At 62.3% G+C, this 19,096-nt stretch carries 29 protein-coding genes; 26 read left to right on the top strand and 3 right to left on the bottom strand.

The features are described from left to right. Position 1 precedes the first annotated feature (1 nt). The 8 genes from CKW06_RS07300 to CKW06_RS07330 all read left to right on the top strand — a co-directional run bounded on the left by CKW06_RS07300 (position 2) and on the right by CKW06_RS07330 (position 4,811). Positions 2-574 (top strand): hypothetical protein, encoded by a 573-nt coding sequence (locus tag CKW06_RS07300; protein ID WP_024956703.1) that lies wholly within the window; start codon positions 2-4, stop codon positions 572-574. A gap of 222 nt (positions 575-796) precedes the next feature. Continuing rightward, positions 797-1,165 (top strand): hypothetical protein, encoded by a 369-nt coding sequence (locus CKW06_RS07305; protein ID WP_024956702.1) that lies wholly within the window; start codon positions 797-799, stop codon positions 1,163-1,165. Further along, the gene (locus CKW06_RS07310; RefSeq protein ID WP_024956701.1) at positions 1,146-1,334 is read left to right on the top strand and encodes a hypothetical protein; all 189 of its coding nucleotides are present in this window, start codon (positions 1,146-1,148) and stop codon (positions 1,332-1,334) included. The genes CKW06_RS07305 and CKW06_RS07310 overlap by 20 nt, the downstream gene beginning before the upstream one ends. Then, on the top strand, positions 1,331-1,528 hold the full coding sequence (locus CKW06_RS07315; protein WP_024956700.1) for a hypothetical protein: 198 nt from the start codon (positions 1,331-1,333) through the stop codon (positions 1,526-1,528). The genes CKW06_RS07310 and CKW06_RS07315 overlap by 4 nt, the downstream gene beginning before the upstream one ends. 20 nt (positions 1,529-1,548) lie before the next feature. Beyond that, entirely contained in the window at positions 1,549-1,692 is a 144-nt protein-coding gene (locus CKW06_RS24170) for a ribbon-helix-helix domain-containing protein (protein ID WP_108724046.1), read from the top strand. A gap of 47 nt (positions 1,693-1,739) precedes the next feature. After that, a complete protein-coding gene (locus CKW06_RS07320; RefSeq protein ID WP_024956699.1) occupies positions 1,740-2,447 on the top strand; it encodes an HNH endonuclease in 708 nt (235 codons plus the stop codon). Between the two features lie 100 nt (positions 2,448-2,547). Beyond that, on the top strand, positions 2,548-4,026 hold the full coding sequence (locus tag CKW06_RS07325; protein ID WP_024956698.1) for a competence protein CoiA family protein: 1,479 nt from the start codon (positions 2,548-2,550) through the stop codon (positions 4,024-4,026). Further along, a complete protein-coding gene (locus CKW06_RS07330) occupies positions 4,023-4,811 on the top strand; it encodes a DUF6988 family protein (RefSeq protein WP_024956697.1) in 789 nt (262 codons plus the stop codon). The genes CKW06_RS07325 and CKW06_RS07330 overlap by 4 nt, the downstream gene beginning before the upstream one ends. A gap of 389 nt (positions 4,812-5,200) precedes the next feature. On the opposite strand, the gene CKW06_RS24110 is transcribed toward CKW06_RS07330, so the two are convergent. After that, on the bottom strand, positions 5,201-5,485 hold the full coding sequence (locus tag CKW06_RS24110) for a helix-turn-helix domain-containing protein (protein ID WP_024956696.1): 285 nt from the start codon (positions 5,483-5,485) through the stop codon (positions 5,201-5,203). 497 nt (positions 5,486-5,982) lie between these two features. On the opposite strand from CKW06_RS24110, the gene CKW06_RS07340 reads away from it, so the two are divergent. The 13 genes from CKW06_RS07340 to CKW06_RS07400 all read left to right on the top strand — a co-directional run bounded on the left by CKW06_RS07340 (position 5,983) and on the right by CKW06_RS07400 (position 13,675). Continuing rightward, on the top strand, positions 5,983-6,582 hold the full coding sequence (locus tag CKW06_RS07340) for a hypothetical protein (protein WP_231910895.1): 600 nt from the start codon (positions 5,983-5,985) through the stop codon (positions 6,580-6,582). Continuing rightward, positions 6,579-6,941 (top strand): hypothetical protein, encoded by a 363-nt coding sequence (locus CKW06_RS07345; RefSeq protein ID WP_024956694.1) that lies wholly within the window; start codon positions 6,579-6,581, stop codon positions 6,939-6,941. The genes CKW06_RS07340 and CKW06_RS07345 overlap by 4 nt, the downstream gene beginning before the upstream one ends. Before the next feature lie 59 nt (positions 6,942-7,000). Next, entirely contained in the window at positions 7,001-7,483 is a 483-nt protein-coding gene (locus tag CKW06_RS07350) for a hypothetical protein (RefSeq protein ID WP_024956693.1), read from the top strand. 292 nt (positions 7,484-7,775) lie between these two features. Further along, the gene (locus CKW06_RS07355; protein WP_024956692.1) at positions 7,776-8,180 is read left to right on the top strand and encodes a hypothetical protein; all 405 of its coding nucleotides are present in this window, start codon (positions 7,776-7,778) and stop codon (positions 8,178-8,180) included. Positions 8,181-8,489: 309 nt separating this feature from the next. Further along, positions 8,490-8,987: a hypothetical protein gene (locus CKW06_RS07360; RefSeq protein ID WP_024956691.1), complete on the top strand. Its 498-nt coding sequence runs from the start codon at positions 8,490-8,492 to the stop codon at positions 8,985-8,987. Positions 8,988-9,025: 38 nt separating this feature from the next. Next, positions 9,026-9,247 (top strand): hypothetical protein, encoded by a 222-nt coding sequence (locus CKW06_RS07365; RefSeq protein WP_024956690.1) that lies wholly within the window; start codon positions 9,026-9,028, stop codon positions 9,245-9,247. A gap of 13 nt (positions 9,248-9,260) precedes the next feature. After that, on the top strand, positions 9,261-9,620 hold the full coding sequence (locus CKW06_RS07370) for a hypothetical protein (RefSeq protein ID WP_143568534.1): 360 nt from the start codon (positions 9,261-9,263) through the stop codon (positions 9,618-9,620). After that, on the top strand, positions 9,613-10,101 hold the full coding sequence (locus CKW06_RS23530) for an ankyrin repeat domain-containing protein (protein WP_012480707.1): 489 nt from the start codon (positions 9,613-9,615) through the stop codon (positions 10,099-10,101). The genes CKW06_RS07370 and CKW06_RS23530 overlap by 8 nt, the downstream gene beginning before the upstream one ends. A gap of 359 nt (positions 10,102-10,460) precedes the next feature. Then, positions 10,461-10,715 carry a hypothetical protein gene (locus CKW06_RS07380; protein WP_024956687.1) on the top strand — a complete coding sequence of 85 codons (255 nt, stop codon included), beginning with the start codon at positions 10,461-10,463 and terminating at the stop codon, positions 10,713-10,715. Positions 10,716-10,740: 25 nt separating this feature from the next. Continuing rightward, complete coding sequence (locus CKW06_RS07385) at positions 10,741-11,214, top strand: hypothetical protein (protein ID WP_024956686.1); 474 nt, start codon at positions 10,741-10,743, stop codon at positions 11,212-11,214. A gap of 260 nt (positions 11,215-11,474) precedes the next feature. Next, positions 11,475-11,915 (top strand): DUF6573 family protein, encoded by a 441-nt coding sequence (locus CKW06_RS07390; protein WP_024956685.1) that lies wholly within the window; start codon positions 11,475-11,477, stop codon positions 11,913-11,915. A gap of 87 nt (positions 11,916-12,002) precedes the next feature. After that, complete coding sequence (locus tag CKW06_RS07395) at positions 12,003-12,917, top strand: hypothetical protein (RefSeq protein WP_024956684.1); 915 nt, start codon at positions 12,003-12,005, stop codon at positions 12,915-12,917. After that, positions 12,914-13,675 carry an AbiU2 domain-containing protein gene (locus CKW06_RS07400; protein WP_024956683.1) on the top strand — a complete coding sequence of 254 codons (762 nt, stop codon included), beginning with the start codon at positions 12,914-12,916 and terminating at the stop codon, positions 13,673-13,675. The genes CKW06_RS07395 and CKW06_RS07400 overlap by 4 nt, the downstream gene beginning before the upstream one ends. Positions 13,676-13,837: 162 nt before the next feature. On the opposite strand, the gene CKW06_RS23795 is transcribed toward CKW06_RS07400, so the two are convergent. Beyond that, entirely contained in the window at positions 13,838-15,625 is a 1,788-nt protein-coding gene (locus CKW06_RS23795; RefSeq protein WP_076738323.1) for a type 4 pilus major pilin, read from the bottom strand. A 166-nt stretch (positions 15,626-15,791) separates the two neighbouring features. Here CKW06_RS23795 and CKW06_RS23535 point away from each other — a divergent pair, with 166 nt between their 5' ends. The 5 genes from CKW06_RS23535 (at position 15,792) to CKW06_RS07425 (ending at position 18,845) form a co-directional block, all read left to right on the top strand. Then, the gene (locus CKW06_RS23535) at positions 15,792-15,965 is read left to right on the top strand and encodes a hypothetical protein (RefSeq protein WP_006375368.1); all 174 of its coding nucleotides are present in this window, start codon (positions 15,792-15,794) and stop codon (positions 15,963-15,965) included. Next, positions 15,956-16,420, top strand: a complete 465-nt coding sequence (locus tag CKW06_RS07410; protein WP_024958780.1) for a hypothetical protein — start codon at positions 15,956-15,958, stop codon at positions 16,418-16,420. The genes CKW06_RS23535 and CKW06_RS07410 overlap by 10 nt, the downstream gene beginning before the upstream one ends. A gap of 114 nt (positions 16,421-16,534) precedes the next feature. After that, positions 16,535-17,131 carry a ParA family protein gene (locus tag CKW06_RS07415; RefSeq protein WP_024958779.1) on the top strand — a complete coding sequence of 199 codons (597 nt, stop codon included), beginning with the start codon at positions 16,535-16,537 and terminating at the stop codon, positions 17,129-17,131. Then, positions 17,128-17,736, top strand: a complete 609-nt coding sequence (locus CKW06_RS07420) for a hypothetical protein (RefSeq protein ID WP_024958778.1) — start codon at positions 17,128-17,130, stop codon at positions 17,734-17,736. Before CKW06_RS07415 ends, CKW06_RS07420 begins: the two co-directional genes overlap by 4 nt. Before the next feature lie 2 nt (positions 17,737-17,738). Next, positions 17,739-18,845, top strand: a complete 1,107-nt coding sequence (locus tag CKW06_RS07425; RefSeq protein ID WP_231910899.1) for a hypothetical protein — start codon at positions 17,739-17,741, stop codon at positions 18,843-18,845. Positions 18,846-18,885: 40 nt separating this feature from the next. Here CKW06_RS07425 and CKW06_RS23540 read toward each other — a convergent pair whose 3' ends face one another. After that, positions 18,886-19,032, bottom strand: a complete 147-nt coding sequence (locus CKW06_RS23540) for a hypothetical protein (protein ID WP_154699830.1) — start codon at positions 19,030-19,032, stop codon at positions 18,886-18,888. Between the last annotated feature and the right edge of the window lie 64 nt (positions 19,033-19,096).

Here is a 19,096-nt window from a genome sequence, read left to right on the forward strand (position 1 = left end):
TGTGACCGTGGACACATGGGCCGAAAACGCGCACAGCGGACAAGCTTCGGCGGGAGCCAAACTGCTCCTCATTCCCCAGCACCAACTGTTGCTGGCGACCCGTGGGTCAGCCCAGTTCTTCCTTCGCATCTACCAACTGTGCCTGGAGGCAAGTTTTCGGGCCGATTTCACGATGGAGCAACTGAGTGCTGAGCTCGGGCTCGTGATCGATCAGCTTTGGCCCAACTACATGAAGGCCGTTGCCGAGGCTGGGTTGCCGGCGGAACACTGCACCACGGAGTTGGTCTTGGGTGGTTGGTCGCCCAAGAACGGCCGGATGATGGCCACGGCCTATGCCAAGCACGACTTGACCGTTCCAGCGGTTGTCCAGCCCATAGGAGGACAGCTGGCGTCGCCCGGCGATCCGCTCAGGGAGCGGCCGCCCAGCATGGCCACCCAGGACCTGCTGGTGGCAGCGCAGCTCCAGGCTCGATACCTCAACGCCAGCATGAGGCGGACCGTCGCCGGCGGACGGTTGCTATTGGGCTTTTTGAAGCCTGGCCAGGCGGTGGTCAAAGACTTGGGCCCGATTTAGCCCTGCCAATTTCGTCAGTCGAACCGTTCAAAGCAATGCCCCAGTCGAGCGCCGGCTGACGGGCAAGTGCAGCCGCGCCTGCAGCGTGATCGGGCTTTTCTCCCAATTTTTAGCTTTAGTCAAAATAACCCCCTTGTGGGTTTCGCGTGTCGGTGTATCCCAAACGTATGACGTTCGCGATGCGTGCGTCTGACACCGACCAACGAAACGAAAGGGGGGAACATGTTCATTGGATTCAGACTGACGAAGCGGCTTGTCGTCAACGCCGTGGTTGTCCTGATGCTGGCGCGATTGCTGTTTATGGGCATGGACGGCTTGGACCGGTTTTCCGATACGTGGAACCGCACCTTTGGGGCGAGCATGCCCAACGCCAGCGGATTGCGCGGCGCCGTCAACGGCGCACGCCAGGTTTTCCCGTCTGGGTTGGACGAGTATGCGCGCCAGGCCGAACGGGACGCGGCCCAAAGCACCTCGCTGTTGGACGTGTTTGCCAGCGTGTTCGGACGCGTGAAAAACGAGGAGGTCATGTTGCCCTCCACCATCAATTCCGCTGGAGGGGAGGGCTCGATCTATGACCGCTACGACCATTGATTTTGAGTGGCTGTCCATCCTCTCCGGGTGGTCCTTGCTCAACGACAGCGCGGCGCTGCTGTGCACCCCGGGCCAGCGCTGGGCGGGCTTGGAGGGATTGCTCATTGGCTACGCCCTCATCGCTGGACAGTGGTTCGTCCTGGCCACCATGGCCGGGGCGCTGGCATGACCACCGTGGGCGCGGTGTTGGCCGCCATGTTGGCTGCAGCGTTCCTGGCCACCGTGTTGGGCCTGGCTGGCATCTTCTGGGTCAATGCACGGCACGCCAGCGGGGCGCTTCGTGTGCGTTACCGTTTGCGTGCCCAAATCCTGGCCGGTTTGGCGTTGGCGTGGGTGCTCACCCTGGCGAGGCTGTCCACGTGAGCCGGCCACCTTACGTGCAGATGGCCGTTCGCGTGCCACAGGAGCTGAAAGACCTGTTGGAGCAGGTGGCTGACCGGGAGGGGGTTCACGTCAGCGAGTTGGTGCGGCTGTTGCTGCGAGAAGGTCTGGACCAGCCACGGGCGACCTCTGCTGGCAGCCGGTAGGGAAAGCGGGCACCATTCTCGGGTGTCTGACAAAGGCGGGGTGGGGCATGGTCCGTCGCTATCCCTATGAACGCCTGGGAGATCAGGTCTTTTCCGACGGCATGATCGGTTGCCGGTTTCAGCGTGTGGACCTCAATGCACGTTTTGGGATCAGCAACGAGCTGAGGCAGTTTTTTGCCCAACATGGGCGATGCGCACGCTGCAACGGAACGCTGGAGGATTGGAGCATTCACGAGGCGTGCAAAGCAGGTGCTCGCCGTTTCTTCCAGTCCTCCGATCTGGAGGTGCTCTTGCCCTTGGATACCTTTCATGCACATTGGAAAGTCCGCGTCCGAGAGACACGTCGACGAACATCGTTTCACCGGGCCCTGAAGTCGAAGGCGGCGCCGGGCTCGCGCACCGCAGAGCAGATTAGGACGCTGCTGGCACTCCAGGAGCGTCGCTGCTACTACTGCTACAGATCCCTCGAGGGACCGGGTGGTGCCGTAAACGGCCCAGGCGAGCCCACCAGTTGCCACGAGGATCACTACGTGTCTTTGCATCACGGGGGGAGCCACTTCATCTCCAACATCGTGTTGGCATGTGTGAGTTGCAACTCGCGCAAATCGGATCTGCATGGGGACGATTTCGTTCGGGAGGCGCTCGGGCAAGCAACGCTGGCGAGACGCCGTCAATTGTTGCGTATCCACCGGAACCGAGCAGCGCACGCTTTTCGCTTGGTGGTTGAGGTAGTGGTGGATGCTGGCGACGATTGACCCTGGGTTGCTGTTCCCCTGCCGGCGTTGATGTATTGATGCCAATGCCTTTCGGATCAGCGTCTCATCTGGCGAGACAGGTTCTGACTAAAGTAGTTCCATGGAGAAAACCGTCCTTTACGTGCCAGCTGCGAAGCGATCCCACGATTTGGTCTGGGATCGGGACGGCGGCGAGTGCTTGACGTTGGAGGCCTTCATGGAAGGCCGGGATTACGGAGAGGTCGTCCGGGATGGGCGGCTGGCGGCCGAACTGGAGGTGCTCGACGGCGCACCTCGGTTCAAGTGCCCCTATTGCAAGGACGCCATGGGCGTGAGGTCCAAAGCCATCCGCGCCCGAACCGAGTTCCGCTTCTACTTCGATCACCTCACGGCTCGCCACCGCGAAACCTGCACCGGGCGCAAGGGGCATTCGCCCCAAGCCATCCTGGCACGCCGGTTTGGGCTGTGTAAGGAGGGCGCGCTCCACAAGGCGTTCAAGGAGTGGGTGAGGGACAGCCTGGACGCTGATCCGTCTTTCCAGGAGACCAAGCTGGAAGAACGCTGGTGGGACATCGAGGGCGTGAAGTGGCGCCAGCCCGACGTGCAGACGCAGCGGGACGGCCAGCGGTGGGCCATCGAGATCCAACTCTCCACCACCTTCGTTCACGTCATCGCCGAGCGGATGCGGCATTACCGAAAGAACGGGGGGCGCATGCTGTGGCTCTTCAAGGACCTGGATCTGGACCAGTTCCGACTGTCCGAAGACGATCTGTTTTTCGCCAACAACCGCAACGCGTTTCGCGTCACCCCCGCCACCGTGGCCCGCTCCCAGCGCGAGGGCCGCTTCTGCTTGGAAGGCGTTTGGCTGGAGCCGCGCCGGGAGGGCGGCACGATCCGCGACGTAGAGGTGCGGCGGGAGGTTTGCTTCGACGATCTCACGTTCGACACGTGTAGCCGGGGCATCCCTCGGGCCTACGCCTTCGACTACGAAGGGCACAAAGCCCAAGCAGAAAAGGACCGAATGGCTTGGCAGGAGGAGCAGGTCTGGAGCCATCGGCGAGAGGCTTTCGAAACCTTCTACGTGGCCCTGCTGCGGGGAGAGATCACCGACTACAAGGAGCGCGATCGCCGTTGGGAAGACTTGCGCCGCTTGTTCTCCCCGGTGGGGATCACGCTGCCGGCTTATGCCAAGGAAGCCCCCGATTTGGACCGACTGCTGGTGATTGGCTATTCGATCAAGCACGGCGAAGGGCGCCCGATGGGCATCGGCTTTGAAACGCTGGCCGAGCTGGGCCACCACGCCCACAAAATCTGGCCCAAGAGCTTGTGGTTCTACCGTTGCATGCTCCGTGCACACCACCAATTGAAGACGGTCGTGTCCCAAGATCGCACCGGAAAGCTCCAGGCAAAGATGAAAGGCGTGCTCACCAGTTTGGCCCGGGGGGAGACCACCTTTGCGCCCCACCGGTCCTGGGATCCCCTCATGCTCCGGCTGTTCCCCGAGGTGGCGCTTTTGTGGTTGGCCGATCCCAGGCAGGTGGCGACAGATGCCTTGCAGCCGCGTCAGCAGGCAAAGAAACCCCAAGAGGCGATGGCATGAAGGAAGACCGGTTGAGCCACGGGATCCAATCGGCGCTGGACGCTCGTGCTGCCAAGCGCCAGCCCACGGCGTTGGACATCGCACAGGAGGCCAGAGAGGCCAAGGCCAGCCTGGAATCGAACATGTCCTGCATGGCCCGCATCACTGTCCCCGCCGGCAGTGAGCGCCACCGGGTGACCTTCCAGCTGTTGAGGGCATCGATGGACTACGGCCGTGCGTTGCTGTTCCTCCTGGAGACCCATCCCATCGATCTTCCAGCGGTGGCCTTGGCGATGCACCGCTCCCAGATTGAGCAATTCCTGCGGGCGGTGTTTGTCCAGTTCCTTGCCGACGACGAACAGCTGGAGGACTTTCTCCAGGAAGATCGCGGCCCCCGAAAGAAGAACGAGAAAGGAAAGTGGGTGGCTATTGCCCTCAAAGACCTGGCCGCGGACGTGGAGCAGGCCATTGCACGCATCGGGCAGGACGATGAGCCTCAGAAGCTGGCTCGGACGGTGACCAATTCGTGGGACCCTCTGTGCGGACTGGTCCATGGCGGGAAGGCCATTCGGGTGATGTATCAAGATCCCAATGGGCAGATCGGGGCGCACGTGCCGGCAGCCATTCTTTTTCAGACCACCGTCAACGCGGTGGCCACCACCAACTTGTGCGTCATTGCAGCACTGACAGCGGTTGGGGTTGGGGCCTTTGAGGAAAGCCCCGTTGTTGAGCAGTGCGCCAGCGGAATGTTGCACTACATGCAACGGAGGAAAGCTCGCATGGAAGAGCTGGCCTGGCCGCCTTAAAGGACCGGACGCGCATTGTCGCGCGGCTCTGTATCCCCACCAACGATCGCTGGCGGGGAGAGTTGCAATCGGAGGTCTGCGAATCCTCGGTTTAGGCGGCGTGCCTTCTGACCAAGGGATTCCCAGGTTGAGTCTGCTGCGTCGGACGGAGGCTTTTCGATAAGGACAAGCTGGGCCGATGCCTTGAATCTCTCAAGGAGTGCTGCTTCATGCCCCGGTGGGGCCAGTGCAGCGCGGCTGCTGGCCTCCGCTGCGTTGAGCTCCAGCATGTTCAGTTCGATCAGCGTCGTCATGGCAACAGGGGACCGGGTGGGCTCCGTCCGCTTGCCGCGCCAAAGGTTGGTGATCCATGTCCACATGGGGTCGATTCGTCCTTGTTCGCCGATGCCCTAGTCCTTGGTGGGCGACAACACTTTTTCGATGAGTGCGTTGCGCTTCTTCGCCGACAGCTCACCCAAAACGCCCAGCAGTTCGGCAAACCGTTCCTGCTGAGCCGCGCTCTGCTCGCCCAAAGCCAAGATCGCATCGGCCATCGCTGGGCTGGTCGCCAAAAGATAGGCTGGGGGCACCTCCAAGGCTTGGGCCAGCTCGAAGAGGGCTTCCAAGCTGATCGACATGCCCTCGGATTCATACCGAGAGATTCGGGCCGACGCCGTGTCCTTGTCCATCCCCATCCGCACTCCGACTTCGCGTTGGCTCAAGCCCCGCAGGACGCGGGCTTGGCGCAGACGCGCGGCCACCACGGCTCGGGGAGCGGGCGGGGCGGCGGTCACGGGCTGAACGGATGCAATGCAGGCATGCGGACAGGATGACCCAGAGGCTACGCCCCGGGTAGACTCTACGTGTCGCGTAAGTTGGCTGCAAGATCCCAAATCCATTGGTGGGAACAGGGGGTTCCATGAAGGGAGTTAGAAGGGCCGTGCTGACCGGGGCGTTTGCCCTGACTGCGGCGGCTGGAGCGCAGGCGCAATCGGGGACTGGATCGGATCTGCTTCGCCAAATCGGCCGAGCCATCCAAGGCACGCCCAAGGTGGTCAGCGATAGGTCGCGGAGCCCTTACCTTGAGCCGACCGGGACCTACTGGGACCTGGATCAGGACGTCTTGGAAGGGGCTCAGCACCTGCGGGCCGGGGTGACGGCTGTGGGTGGCGGCGGCGTGGACACTTGCGACATGCAGCTGCTCGCCATGGCCCATTCGTCCTATCGCATCGACGCCGACAAACGCCAATGGTGCCTGAGGCAGTGGTGGCTGATGGACACGAAGGCCCACGGCGCCAACGGGGTCTCAGGCAATGATCCGGCTGCCATCGAGCGCCGTTATGGCCCGGCCTTCGACGCGCGCCTGCAGCGCTTCAAGGCCATCCGACGGTTTGCCGTTCGTCCCACGTTCCAAGCCCTGGGCGATGTCGCCTATCGGGCCGACCGTGGGGTGCTGGAAGGGTTCATCCCGATGCCTCAGGTGTCCGCGGCGGGACAAAGCGTCACCGGCAAGGGCTTTGTGCCGTGGGTTCACCGCACCTCCACGGGGGTGTCCAGCCCACCGAACGCCGGCCGCTTCCACCTGCTGGTCCGAATGGACGCCCAAGAGGCTGCCAACCTGGCGCGACAAGGTCGCAGCTACCGAGACGATCTGGTGGTGTTCTCCGTCAACCGGGTCTGGGTGGACAGCACGGTGCCGAAGATGGACGTGACGATAGAGAGGGTTCGGCTCGGATACCGCGACGAAACCATCGACGTTGATTTAACCCATACGCAAGGAGCTCCGGCATGAAAGCAACCCTCGTTTCCCTCACCCTGATCACCGCAGGGTTGGCCGCCTGCAGCAGTAAGGCGGATTTGCCCACCGTTGAACAAGTTGCCCAAGCTTACGAGGCGCATGCCAATGCCAACCTCTCTAGCGAAATGGGCCAACGAATCGAGGTTCGAGGTTGGAAAGACCTCACCGCGGATTGCACCTCCAGTGGTCCCCAGCGGGCCACGTGCGTGACCGGTGGAACGCTGGACGTGGTCGGGTTCCAGGGCGGGCAGCAGTTGAAGCCCGATCCCGTTCCCGTGCCGTCGGCTTACGACTTCATCTTTGAGAAGCAACCCACAGGCTGGGTGCCGGTCGGAGCCCAGAAGAAGGGCTGACCTTGCCAAGGCGCGGAATCGCGCTATGCATTGAGGGAACACCACTTCAAGGAGGTCCCATGTCTTACAACGCTCACCACACCCCCGGCGGTCACATGCAGTGGGGCTTGCTGGCACCGGGCACCGTCATCCTCGGTGGTGCAGGCCTGCTGTTTCTTGCCGGAGCCCAAGAGATCGGCGAGAACATGGGCTACGGCTGGGAGGCCGGCCTGGCGGCCGCTGGTGGGGCAGCCGTGCTGCTCTTGCTGCTCCTGCTCTACGTGTTGAACTGGCGCGCGGCCCGCGTGCGCGCGGCAAGGGCCAGCGGGCTCCCGGTTTCGCCGCGCAAAGGTGGCTTTGGAAAGGGCGCCCTGGTGGGCTTGCTCTTCGTCGTTGCCCTGCAGCTGGTCAGCGTTGCCGTGGGCCTGCTCTACCCGGGCCTGGAAGAGGGCGAGCGAAACTTCTTCACCTCCGTGCCCCCGATGGCTCTGACGGCGCTCATGCCCGTGGCGCTAATCGTGGGTGGCATCGCAGGCAAGCTCTGGCGCTCCACCAGCCTGTAAGATCAGTCCATGTCCTTTGGGGCCCCCGCGAGGGGGCCTTTTTTTTTCAAAGAACAAAGCCCAGAGCCACCGCCGGTCGCTTCGCGCCGGCTTCTGTAAAAGCGGTGGTGGGAAAAGAGCAGATGACGCCTTCGGCGCGAGAAGTGATGTTAGGAAAAACTGCGGCCTTAGCCCCGCAGTTTTTACTTTTAGTCAAGATTTTGTCCACCGAAACCGTGGACAAATTTTCATGGTGATCTACCTTGGATACATGGGAAGGCAATCGTGCCAACCGACAAACAAGGATCTCGCCATGAACCACGCGATGCTCATCACAAACGACACCATCACCATCAAGGAAGCTCACGAAGCTGCGCATGCCGCTGCCAGCACTTTGTTTGACCAGTTGTCTGGGTATACCTTTTCGACCGGCGCGGCGGGCTATCTCTATCCCGCGTTCCAGTCTTCCGCTGAGGACGCATTGCTGGCTTTCCTGCTGAACCGCAATTCGGCAGAGCTGGGATGCGAAGACGACGAGCTGTTGGCTGACCAAACCGTCTCCGTCAACGTGGAGCGCCAAGAGGACGGGCAGCTCCTTTATGAGGTGGTGTTCGACATGGAAGGGTCGGATTACGGCACCAATTGCAAGGTCAAGGACCTGGCGACGCTGGACGAATGGTTCGATGAAGAATGGATCGGCGTGGAGTGCGCGGAGTAAGGCGTGCTGACAAAAACTGATCGCGTAAGAACAATTCATGTCCTTTGAGGCCCCGCGAGGGGCCTTTTTTGTGCAAAAAACCAACCGCCGGTCGCTTCGCGCAGGTTTCTGAAAAGCGGCGATGGAAGAATGGTATGTGACGCCTTCGGCTCGAGAAGTGATGTTAGGAATAACTGCGGCCTTAGTTCCGCAGTTTTTGCTTTTAGTCAAAGTTTTGTCCACTCAAGCAGTGGACAAAATCATGGGGCGATCTACCTTGAATTTGTGGATAGGCAATCGCGCCTTCCGAAAACCATCAAGGAAATCGACATGAAAATTCATCACCTCGTCAGCGACGGCAACCAAGCGGTCGCCATCACGCAATCGGCTTCGAGTGGCGGTGGCTACGCGCACCCGGTGAAGCTCTCCGCCATTCGCTTCAACGTGAAAGACGCCGAAGCGGTGCTCCAAGAACTCAACAAGTCTGGCCATCGTCATGAGAAGACGTTCGAAGTGATCGAGCGTTGGGACGCCGATGCTCGCAACCAAGGACCAAAGTCGAAGTTCGGTCGAACCCTTGCCGCCCTTGTGGACGAAGCGCGGGATCACCTGGAGGCGCAGGTTATCTACGAAGCCAAAGGCATGGAAGAGGGCACCGTGCGTGCGATCAACGCCGCGGCGAAACAAGCCAGGCTTTCGCAGGTCCTTCCTGCTGTAGGCGGTCCGAGCATGGTCATCGGTGGGCAGGTCTGGAACCGACGGCAAGAGGCGCACAGCGAAGCTCCGGCGGCTGTTCTCGGAGCTCCCCGTCAGCGCGTGCGCCTGTAACCGCCGATCACCCACCAGTAAAAATCAGGAGATTCGACATGAACGTTCAAATTGCGGAAGCCATGAACAAAGCCAAAGACGACGCGGACCGCTACGGAATCCTTGCAGGGTTCGCCTCCTGCAACCGGGCCCTGCTTGAGAAGGGGGCCGCGCAAGAACTGGTGGACGCCTTGTATTTCGCCGGCGCTGCGATCAACCGTTGGCGTGCCATCGCGGTGGTCCGAGAGGCGGCTGCCAAGCCGTTGGACGCGGCGTCCTAAGCCGGAGCGCGACGTGCTTCAACCTGTCCCTTCCCCAAAACTTGTCACCCTTCCGTCCTCCCGGGGCTACTCCCGTGATTTGGAGCGCTTGCAGGCGGCCGCCGCGCGCGCGCAGGTCACCCGAAACGAGGCCGTGCGCCAAGTGCTCGCCATGTATGCCGCCAAACCTTACCCACTGAGCAAGCGTCGGCTGGGTGGGGAACGGGACGTGCGGCTGGCCTACCTTCCGCTGCAGCGCAGCGTCTTGGAGGCGGTGGAGCAGGGCGCGGTGAACGCTGGGATTTCCACCGCAGAAGCGGTGCGCCAGATCATCCGAGACTACGTCCAAGGACATCTCATTCGGAACCAGGTTCGGGGCAGCCGCCATGGCTGACCGCCACCCACCACCGCCAGGAAGTCCGAGCGCTGAGCTGATTCACGCGTGCGTCGAGGGAAGCCTTTTCGGCGCTCTACAGGCCCTGCGGCAGGGCGCCAACCCCAACGCGTGGCGCCTCAACGAAGGTCCCGCGCTCCATTCCGCACTTGCCTGGCCCCGCATCGTCGAAGCCCTCCTGCAAGCTGGTGCGCACCCTCAAGAGAGGAACCACTGGTGCGAGCGCCCGCTGGAAAAGCTGGCGGCGGACTACCAGCTGAGCGACGACGCCGACGAGCGCAGCCGACTTGAACAGACGGCGTTGCTGCTGTTGCGGCTGGGCGGCAACCCTCACCGGGGCAGCCCGTTCTGGAACACGCCATCGCTGAAGGCGGCGATGCCGCACGTGGTGGCCACGGTGGAAGCCGAACAACGCGCGGTCCACCTGGAGCATGCATGGGCAGCCCGGGGAAGTGTCAGTGCAAAGCGGGCAAGGCTGTAGAGCCAACGGCCCAACGCCGCCACCGGTCGCTGCGCGCCGGCATCTGTAGAAGCAGCGGTGGAAAAGAGCAGGTGACGCCTTCGGCGCGAGAAGGGATGTTAGGAATAACTGCGGCCTTAGCTCCGCAGTTTTTACTTTTTGTCAAGATTCTGTCCACTACAACCGTGGACAAATTTCCAGGGCGGTCTACGTTGGGATCAGGAAGAACGCAACGCTCTACCCACCGACTGGAACCGCCGACATGACCCTTTCTCTTCTCGCCATCGCTGCCCCCATCGCCCTTCCTTTCAGCGTTAGGTTGGCCCAGCGCCTTGAACGCTGCATCGATCGTGCCCTTTGGGCGCACTGAGGGAAACGCCATGACCACGCGTGCCGCCCGCCACCGCTATTACGCATACGAGCGCCGCGATGGTTCTGTGTGTTACCTGCCAAAACTGTTGCACGAGGGGATTCAGCGCTACCCACGAACGATTGCGCACTACCACCTGGTGCAGTGGCTGGGAGTGTCCAAGTTGCTCAGCAAAGACGAATACAAGCAAATGGCGTGGCTGGGTTCACAGCGGGGCACGCTCCGAAACACCCATGATTCAACGCAGGCTCGTCTCACCGGCTGACACCCAGGCAGGGCAAAATGGCTTCATGACCCACGCTGCCCCTCCATCCACCCTTCAGGCTCCGGCCTACGGCCTGCTGCTCGGCCACACCGAGTGCCATTTCTGCCACGCCCCGACCCCCACCGCCGCGATCTGGGTGCCCTCGTTCGAGGAGCACGACGACGAGGGTCTGGTGGATCAGGGGGAGGGTGCCGTGTTGCGCTACATCGAGCGTTTGGACGAGGACACTGTCGCTTTCGTGGCGGGCCACGCGCCCTGGCTTCGTTTCGCCACTACTCGAACGTCAGGGCAAACCTACCTGGCCCATCACTGCACCACCTGTGGGGCCCTTCAAGGGGACCACTTCGTGTTCTCGCCGGATGGCCCGTATTGGCCCCAAGACGATGTCCAACTTGCGTCTCTTCGCTTCATCCGAGGTTTGGGCCCGCTCACCGCTCAAGCATCGGCAGGACAGAGCGCGTGGATGGACCGGGTCCCTGTGACCTGCACCCAGGCGTGACGGCATTCCCAAGTTCAACCCTGAATCGGTGTGCCGAACGCGGCACGCTCTCAAAGCTTTGTGCGCTGCGCGCCGCCCCATCGCCCAGCTTCTCCGGTCAAGGGACATTCCAGGGCCCGTGTCCTCGCTGCGCTGCGGGCCGCGCCAGCCCTTCCATTTCCTCCCTTGACCGTGCCTGTCGGTGGGGCAGTGGGTTCCCCATTCCAGGACATCCCGACCGGATGCCCTGGGCGGGCCATCACTGACAAGAGGAACTGCGCATGTTCGAACCTTCTGATCTCATCCATTCCTACACCCGGGCCCAGGCGATCGACGACGGCGTCCTGGTGGACGTGTCCGACGTGGCCAAAGAAGCCGGTTTCAAGTTGCCCGTGGCCATCACCCGCGCTGCGTGGGCACGCTACGTCGAAGTGCCCAGAGGGTTGGAACTGCGCGGCCAGTCGGTGGACGGCCGGCTCTGGGATGTGCTTTTCATGCTCCACGTGGCCATCAAGCGGCAACAGGGCGAGGGTTCGGAGATCCACTATCAGCTCCACGTGGCTCTGCCCGATGCCGGCGACTGGTTGTCGAACGAAGCCCACCCGGAGGCCGGGTCTGGCCTGACGCGGTCGACCCATCGCCTTGTCACCTTGAAAGCACTGTGTGGGCCCGGGGACGCCCTGGAGCCGGTGGTCACCATCATGCTGCCCGACGAGGATTGAGAAAGGGGGGCCGGGAAACCGGCCCTCATCGTTTTCCCGTGCTGGTCCCGCCGCTACCATGGCGGGACGACAAGGGAGGGGTAGGGGATGGAAAAGTTCAGCTGGAAACTGATTCCGTTGGCGCAGAGCGAGAAGCTGGGGCCGCTGGTGCCCGACGCGTTGCCCATTCTCCTCCGGTGGGCCCAGGAGGGCGACGATCACACCTACACCGACCTGGCCCGTGAGCTCCACGACCGCAACGGCCACTCCATCAAGCATGTTCTGAACTACGGACGGGTGGCGGGTGGGGTGGCGCAGGCCATCGAATGGTTGAGCAAAAAATGGGGGGAACCCATTCCTCCCTTGCATACCATCGTGATCAACAAGAACAAGGGAGTTCCGGGCGATGGGGCGGTGACCATCGTTCCGGCGTATTTCGATGGCAAGCCCATGGCGACCGAAGAAGATCGCAAGGCGCTGTTTGAAGAAGCCAAGCAGGATGTCTTCACTTACCCACACTGGGACAGGGTTGCCCGCGCCTTGGGCGCCCCCGTTGTGGAGCCTGATGCTGGAGAGAAGCCTCAGAACGAGGCGCAGCGCGTCATCCCGCTCCCCAAGGTCCAGCAGGGAGGCGGCCCAGAGAGCGCCGAACACCAAGCCCTCAAGCACTGGGTGGCCAACCATCCGGAAGACTTCATGGATTACGGCGATTTCACTGCGGGCACGAACGAGAAGCTCTTGAGCTCCGGCGACCGACTGGATGCCCACTTCGACAACGGCAAGCAGCGTCTGGCCGTGGAGGTGAAGACCAGCCGGTGCAGCGAGGACGAACTCCAGCGCGGCGTCTACCAAGTGGTGAAATACCGCGCCATTGTCCGGGCCGAACAGAAAGCCATCCGCCACGTGCCCAACGGGGAGGCGATCTTGGTCTGCACGCGTGCGCCCAACAAGGAAACCCGGGCGCTCATCAAGCGGCTGCAGGTGCGGTTCCAGCAGGTGCCGCTGGAGGCGGAGCAAGAATGAAGCCTGAGGAACTGGAACAACGTATTCGCCAAATCGATGGATTCGTTCGGGTGCTCACGCAGGAGTGCCACATCCTCGACGAGCGCCGGCACATTTTGTCCCCACTCATTCAAGACCCCGCGATCCAGGCAGGGCTCAAAGCCAAGCTGGACAAGACGCCGGGTGCCAATGCCTGGAACCACTTGGCTCCGCTTCTTGGGCAAGACCTGGTGCGCGATCAGTCACGGCTTTTTCTGGACAACGATCTCAGGTCGGGTAGCCTGACCAACCTGTGGAGAAAGCTGCAAGCAGATCCAGCCATCAAGGAGCACTACCGGGAGCGCTATGGGCGCATGTTCGATCACTTCCACGACGAACCGATCAGTGACCTGCCGCCCGAAAGCTCGGCTGTTTTCCAGGAGAAGTTCAGACAGAGCGATCGGGACGAAAATTACTCGCGCTTCGATAATGGCTGGGAAAAGGTCTCCAATGAAATGGTGATCCTTTCGGCTGATCCCGTGGCAGCGAAAATCAAGACCCTACGGGACAAGCACCACGCCCACCTGGAAATGCGCAAGCTGGACGAGGAGCCTGGCGCGTTTGACATCAACACGCTTGGGTTGACCTTCAATGAGGTCTTGGCTTTTGGCGATCGCTGTCAGGCCATCGTGGCAGAGCTGGGGCTGCTGCTGACCGGGACCAGCTGGGATCCACAGCAATACGCATCGGTTCACGAAGCCCAGGGCAAGGCGATGTGGAAAACCTTGGCTGGGGTTTGACTTCGAGGCACAACAGCGAAGAGCCCAGAAGCCGCCGCAGGTGGCCAAGCCACCTGCCTTCTGAAAAGCACGCTTGGTGCGAGGGCATTGCCTCCGGTCGGTTTTGGAGATCCGAAGCTTTGCCACTTCGAACGTGAGGGATGCCCCCCGCCTTCTTTGCCGTCAGGGGCATTTGAATTCAAAGCCCACCCAGTCGCTCGCTCCCAGGTCTTGCCAGTAGAACCGTGCGCCTGGACCCACGACGCTGCACGAGCAAGCCGCCGGCCAAACCGCGGTGCCGGGGTGGTTGACGAAGCCGTAACCTGGCATCGGAGTTAAGTTGGCGCGCAGCGCGTAGACACAGGCTTCCAAAGCCGGTGTTGGGCGGGTCACGCTAGGTGGCTCTGGCGTAAACGTGGGGGTGTCGTTCGTTTCGTATTGCCAAGTGCATGCCAACGAGGTGGCTTGAAGCTCGGCCAGGGTCCGGGGAGCGTTGCAGAAGATCGCCCAGCCGTAGTGCCCTCCGTCTCCCCACGAATGCCAAGATCGCCCGGTGTATTCGGGAAACGTCGGAGGTGGTGCGTTGGGGGTGCATGTATTGGCCTCGTTGCGACGAACCCCCGTCTCCGCCCAATTTGTCCAAGTGGTGAACGTCGAGCTTGGCAGCGACCACGTGGTGGCCGGGCAGTTGTAAGAGCCGATCCTCGTCCGCCGCTGCTCGGCCTGCCACGTGTGCGATCCACTCTGGCCCGCCGGGCAAGCGGCCGCCGTGGTGACCCACTGGGTTTCCGCTTGTGGGAAAGGCGCTGGGCAAGCCGCGCAGGTGGTGTTGGTTTGCGTCCAAGCGTCCCACGAACCGGTGCCCGTGCATGAGAAGGTCCGCCGCTGGCCGATCGAGCCAAACTGACCTGCAGGGCATCCCACGTTGCGGGTCTCGGGAGCAGGGCACGGCGTGCAGGTGCTGTTGGTCGTGGTCCAACTGCCGGCCGTCGTCGAGCCAGCCCACGCCTCGTAAACGCTCGGATCGGTTCCGCAGTGGTGACGGCGGCTCTGGAACACCTGGCCCACTTGGCCCAATGGGCAGTTGATGGTTCGGTTCTCGCTCCACTCCTGACACGGCGGCACCGTGCTTGTCGGCGGCGGCGTGACCGGCGGTGAAGTGGGCGGGGCCGGAGGCGTCACGCTCACCGGGGGAGCGGGCGGAGTGACTGGTGGGGGCGTCATGGGAGGAACGCTTGGTGGCGGGGCGGTTGGGGGCGACACCGGCGGGGAAGGCGCGACCGGTCCCACGGGTCCTACGGGGCTTCCCACGGGTGGAGAAACGGGAGGCGTGACCGAGGGGGTGACGGGGGGCAACACCAGCGGCGATCCGGTCCATTCGCCCCCCAACAATCCGCTGTGGTAGACGAAGACCACGCGCGATTTGTCCGCACACGTGCTACCCAGCAACCCCACGTCGAGCTGGCCGCCGGTGTTTCGAATCACCGACACGTCCGACACCTGCGCGTCCCACACCCCGCCCGCGTTGGCCGCGACCAGGGCCACGCACGCTTGACGAGGAAGGCCGGCGTAGCTGACGGAGAACGAATCCCCGAAGCGTTCGACGGTGTAGGGCTGGACGTTCACCGCGCCGCCCCACGCGTTGGTCAAGACGCTTTCCCCGGCGCCGAGCTGGGAATCAGGGGCCAAACCATCGACCACTATGGCCGTGGTGCTCACCCCGCGGAATGTCCCCACCATCCCAAAACTGCTCTCGATGCGTCGGGATAGCTCGCGCAGGTTGCGCGTTTCGCTGGCCAGCTTGGCCTTTGCATCGACCTGCCCGAAGAACAGGAACATCGTGCCCGTGGCGGCGGTCACAACGCCCAGCGCCAGCAAGGCCTCGGTGAGGGTGAAGCCCAGCGCGCTGCGCACGCCTTTGGAAAGGCGGGTGAGGGTAGGCGAACAGCGGGGGCGGGTCGTGTGCGTCATGCATTCAGCATGCGATGCACCTTGGATTCCGCAAGCCCCTGTTTTTAGTCAAAAAAAAGTTGGATTTTTCATCTTGACATTGCGTGGTGGTCTGGTTGCATGGGGTTAAGGGAGTGGGGCGACCTACTCACGAAATCCGCTTTAAATAACCCAAGAGACCGCCGCCATGATTGAAAGCCCCACCCGCTCGGCCCGCCCCATTGCTGGCCTTCCCTTCGCGCACATCCCACCCACGGCTCCCGCGTTCCTGCCCGAAGGCAAGCTTCGCCGGCAAGCCCGGCTGGCGCGCCAGCAACGCCACTTCGAGCGCCAACTGCGCAAGGAGCTGAAATGGAAATGACCACCGATCGGCGCGCTCAACGGCTTCTGGAGGCCATCGAACACCGCAACCCACAGGCTTTGAAAAGAACCATTGCGGCCATCCACGAGGCACGTCTGAAGGCTTGGAGGGGCCTGACGGCTTTCCCGTCCTTGGACCACCCGGTGGGGCCCAACGGAATAACCGCTTTCCACGTCGCTTGCATGGCGTGGCACGTAAACCAGGATGACCTGCACGAACGGCAGTGCTACGACAAGATGGCCGGAATGCTGGCCGAAGCCGGGGCGGACGTGTTTGCGGAGTTCGGCCCGGCAAAGCAACGCTGGACGATCATTGAAGCGCTGCATGGGGCTGCGCCGCCGTCTGTCAAAGCATGGATGGCCTCTCAACCGTTCGATCTGCATTGCTCTGCGTCAAACACCGCCCACACGATTCGGTGGGACGGCCGTCGTCCAGTCGCCTCGCTGGAAGAATAGAAAAGAATCCAAGGGCTGAACGGCCCGAAAGGGTTGCAAAAACATGCACTTGCGCAATGGCGGCGTCGGGGTAGATTCGGAGGGAACCCCTATCTACTCACGAAAGGATGCCCTATGCGACTGTGCAACTTCTCACTCAAGGGTGGCGTCGGCCGCACGACGCTGGCCCTGAATCTTGCCGGGTGCTATGCCCGTGACCCCAGCCTGCGTGTGTTGGTCAACGACCGGGACCCCCAAGGCGGAGCCTGTGCGTTTGCCTCACTGTCGGACGAAACACCGTTCAGTGTCGGGCGCTCGCGCTCCCCTGGCTTCGACGTGGAGATCACCGACACTCCACCACGCCTGCCGGACAACGAAGTGATCCCCGAGGCTGATCTCTACCTGGTGCCCACGTTGCTCGATGGGGCCAGCTTTCTCATCTTTCTGCGAACCGTGGATGTTCTTGAAAAGAAGGGAAAGCGTTACCTGCCCATCGCCAACCGGGCCAACGAGAAGCGGGCAGCCCATCGCCGCCGCCTGGAGCACCCCAAGATGTCGGGCGCCGTCCTGGTGCGGGACCGAGCGTTGTTTGCGGACTGCTACGAGGAGGGAAAGACCGTGTTCGACGCCAACGGCCGCTGGGCCCGGGTGGCCCAGGAGGAGATTCACGCCCTGGCTGTCCGGGTGCGCGATACCTTGGCCGCTGGTGCAGGCCGGAGGGCTGCGGCATGATGGAGCTTCCCTTGGTTTCCCTTCCAGACCTACCCATGGCCACTCGCAAAGCTCCTGCCAAGAAGGCTGCTACGAAGAAGGCCGGCAAGCGCACCTTGGAGGACGTCAAGGACGTGACCCATGCCAAGCCCCGCCGCGCCAGCAAAGCGGACAGTCTGCCTGTTGCCCACATCCCGGAGCATTTGTTGCTGGGGCCGGGCGACTACCCGGAGCGCAAGTCCTACTTTGACTACGACGACAGCCAGAAGGCAGGCAACGTGGGAGGCAAGCGGGTTCACATGGTCATGCCCCGATCGGTGACCCTCCACGACTACCGCCGTCGGGAAGACGGGCTGCGCCACCACCGGGCCATGGTGACGATCCCGCCAAAGCTCCGCGAGAACATCGCCAAGCTGTTCGGCTTCGACGATTCGGAAGACGCCGGCAGTGAAGTCGCGTTGACCACCGCCATGGTGGCGTTGGCCGACTACGCGGCCGCGTCGCTCATTAAGGACAAGACGCTGTTGATCGTGAGCTCGCCCGAGGACGAACACGCGGAGGACCGCAAGGCCGCCAGGGTGGCGGTGCGGAATCTGGGGATGAGCAAGAACGGAAAGATCTACTGAGCGTGGCACTTGGCCCTCTGACTGCTGATGAAGAGCACGCCATTTGGGCCAAAATCTGGCGCGTCCCAGGCATGACGGCTCAACCGCTGACCGGTTGGCTGCTTCACTCGACGGGAATCTGGGCAGACAAGCGCACGCTTTCCGATCGGTTAATCAAGATTTTTAAGGTGTCCGCCAAAACTTGGGAGGCTGGGATTCCGCGCAGGCCTAAGAAGCGGCAGCAGGTCTGTGATGGCCTGGTTGCTTACGTCCGGCAAAGCCACGCTGAGCTGATACCGGAGTGTGCGGAGCGCCAAGCCCGTGCGATGGAGCGAGGTGCACGCGCTCTGTCCGAACATCCAACGCTCCCCCCGTGTAACTTCTTCCACCACACGCTTGGTATCGCAGGCGGAGATAGGCTGGAAGCACTGGCGGTTGCATTCGACGAGGTTTCCGCCGACGTCCTGCATGGGCGGTTGTCCAGGGACAGTATGTCAGCGGCAGTGGTCAAAGCGGCAGCAGAAGTGGTTGGACTGCCCGCGGGAGCTATGCAGCCGGATAGCCGGCTGGATCCAGGCTTGGATGCGTTGCTCCTGCTATTGGCTCAGATGGATCACGACCTCACCACTCCTCTGATGGCTAACGCGGGTGAGATCAACAGCTTGGTGGCACTGTTGATTGATGCGCCTGGGAGTGGGGCGAGGAAGCGGGTTCAGCACCGACTTTTGGACATCTATTACGCCCTGGCGCTTGCTGCGGCCGGGCGTGACCTGCCAGAGAGCTTGCCGAAGGTCCGAGAGATTGAGGACGTGCTCATGGGCGGCCCGCCCGAATCCGGTGGCCAGTCCTGGGTGGTGCGTTGGCGCAATGGAACCAAAGCGCTTCGGGAAGAGGATGTGCTATCGGTGATCGCGCACGTCGGACACTCTACGGGGAAAGACGTGTCATGGACGATGCGACGTCTCTATGTCGCTGCCCAAGCTTGGGGACGGGTGGAAGAGCAGGGTGTGGAGGCAGTAATGCTGGCCGGTGAGCGCTACAACCAATGGTGGAACGCTCTGTGCAACCAGGGGCGGGTGAAGACCCCATGGGTCCAACCCTACTGGTCCCAGTTCTCGCAAAGCAGGTGATGAAGCGGCTCCCCTCACTTCGAGGTAAAGCCGCCATAGCTCACTTGCCGTTCCGCTTCGCAACAACTGAGGCTGCTTTGGCCTTGAACGCACGTTGTTGAGGAGAGGGGTTGGGTTGGCGATCCACCGCGCTTTGGATGCGTCGCTGGGCGGCCTGTGTCATTGGGGTCTTCTTGCTGTTGCTCATTGTGTTCTCCTTCCAGGAGGCTGGGTGAGCGGTCAGCCTAGAAGGGAGAGCCAGGACAGTTGGT

The organism is Stenotrophomonas maltophilia (assembly GCF_900186865.1).
GTDB lineage: Bacteria > Pseudomonadota > Gammaproteobacteria > Xanthomonadales > Xanthomonadaceae > Stenotrophomonas > Stenotrophomonas maltophilia.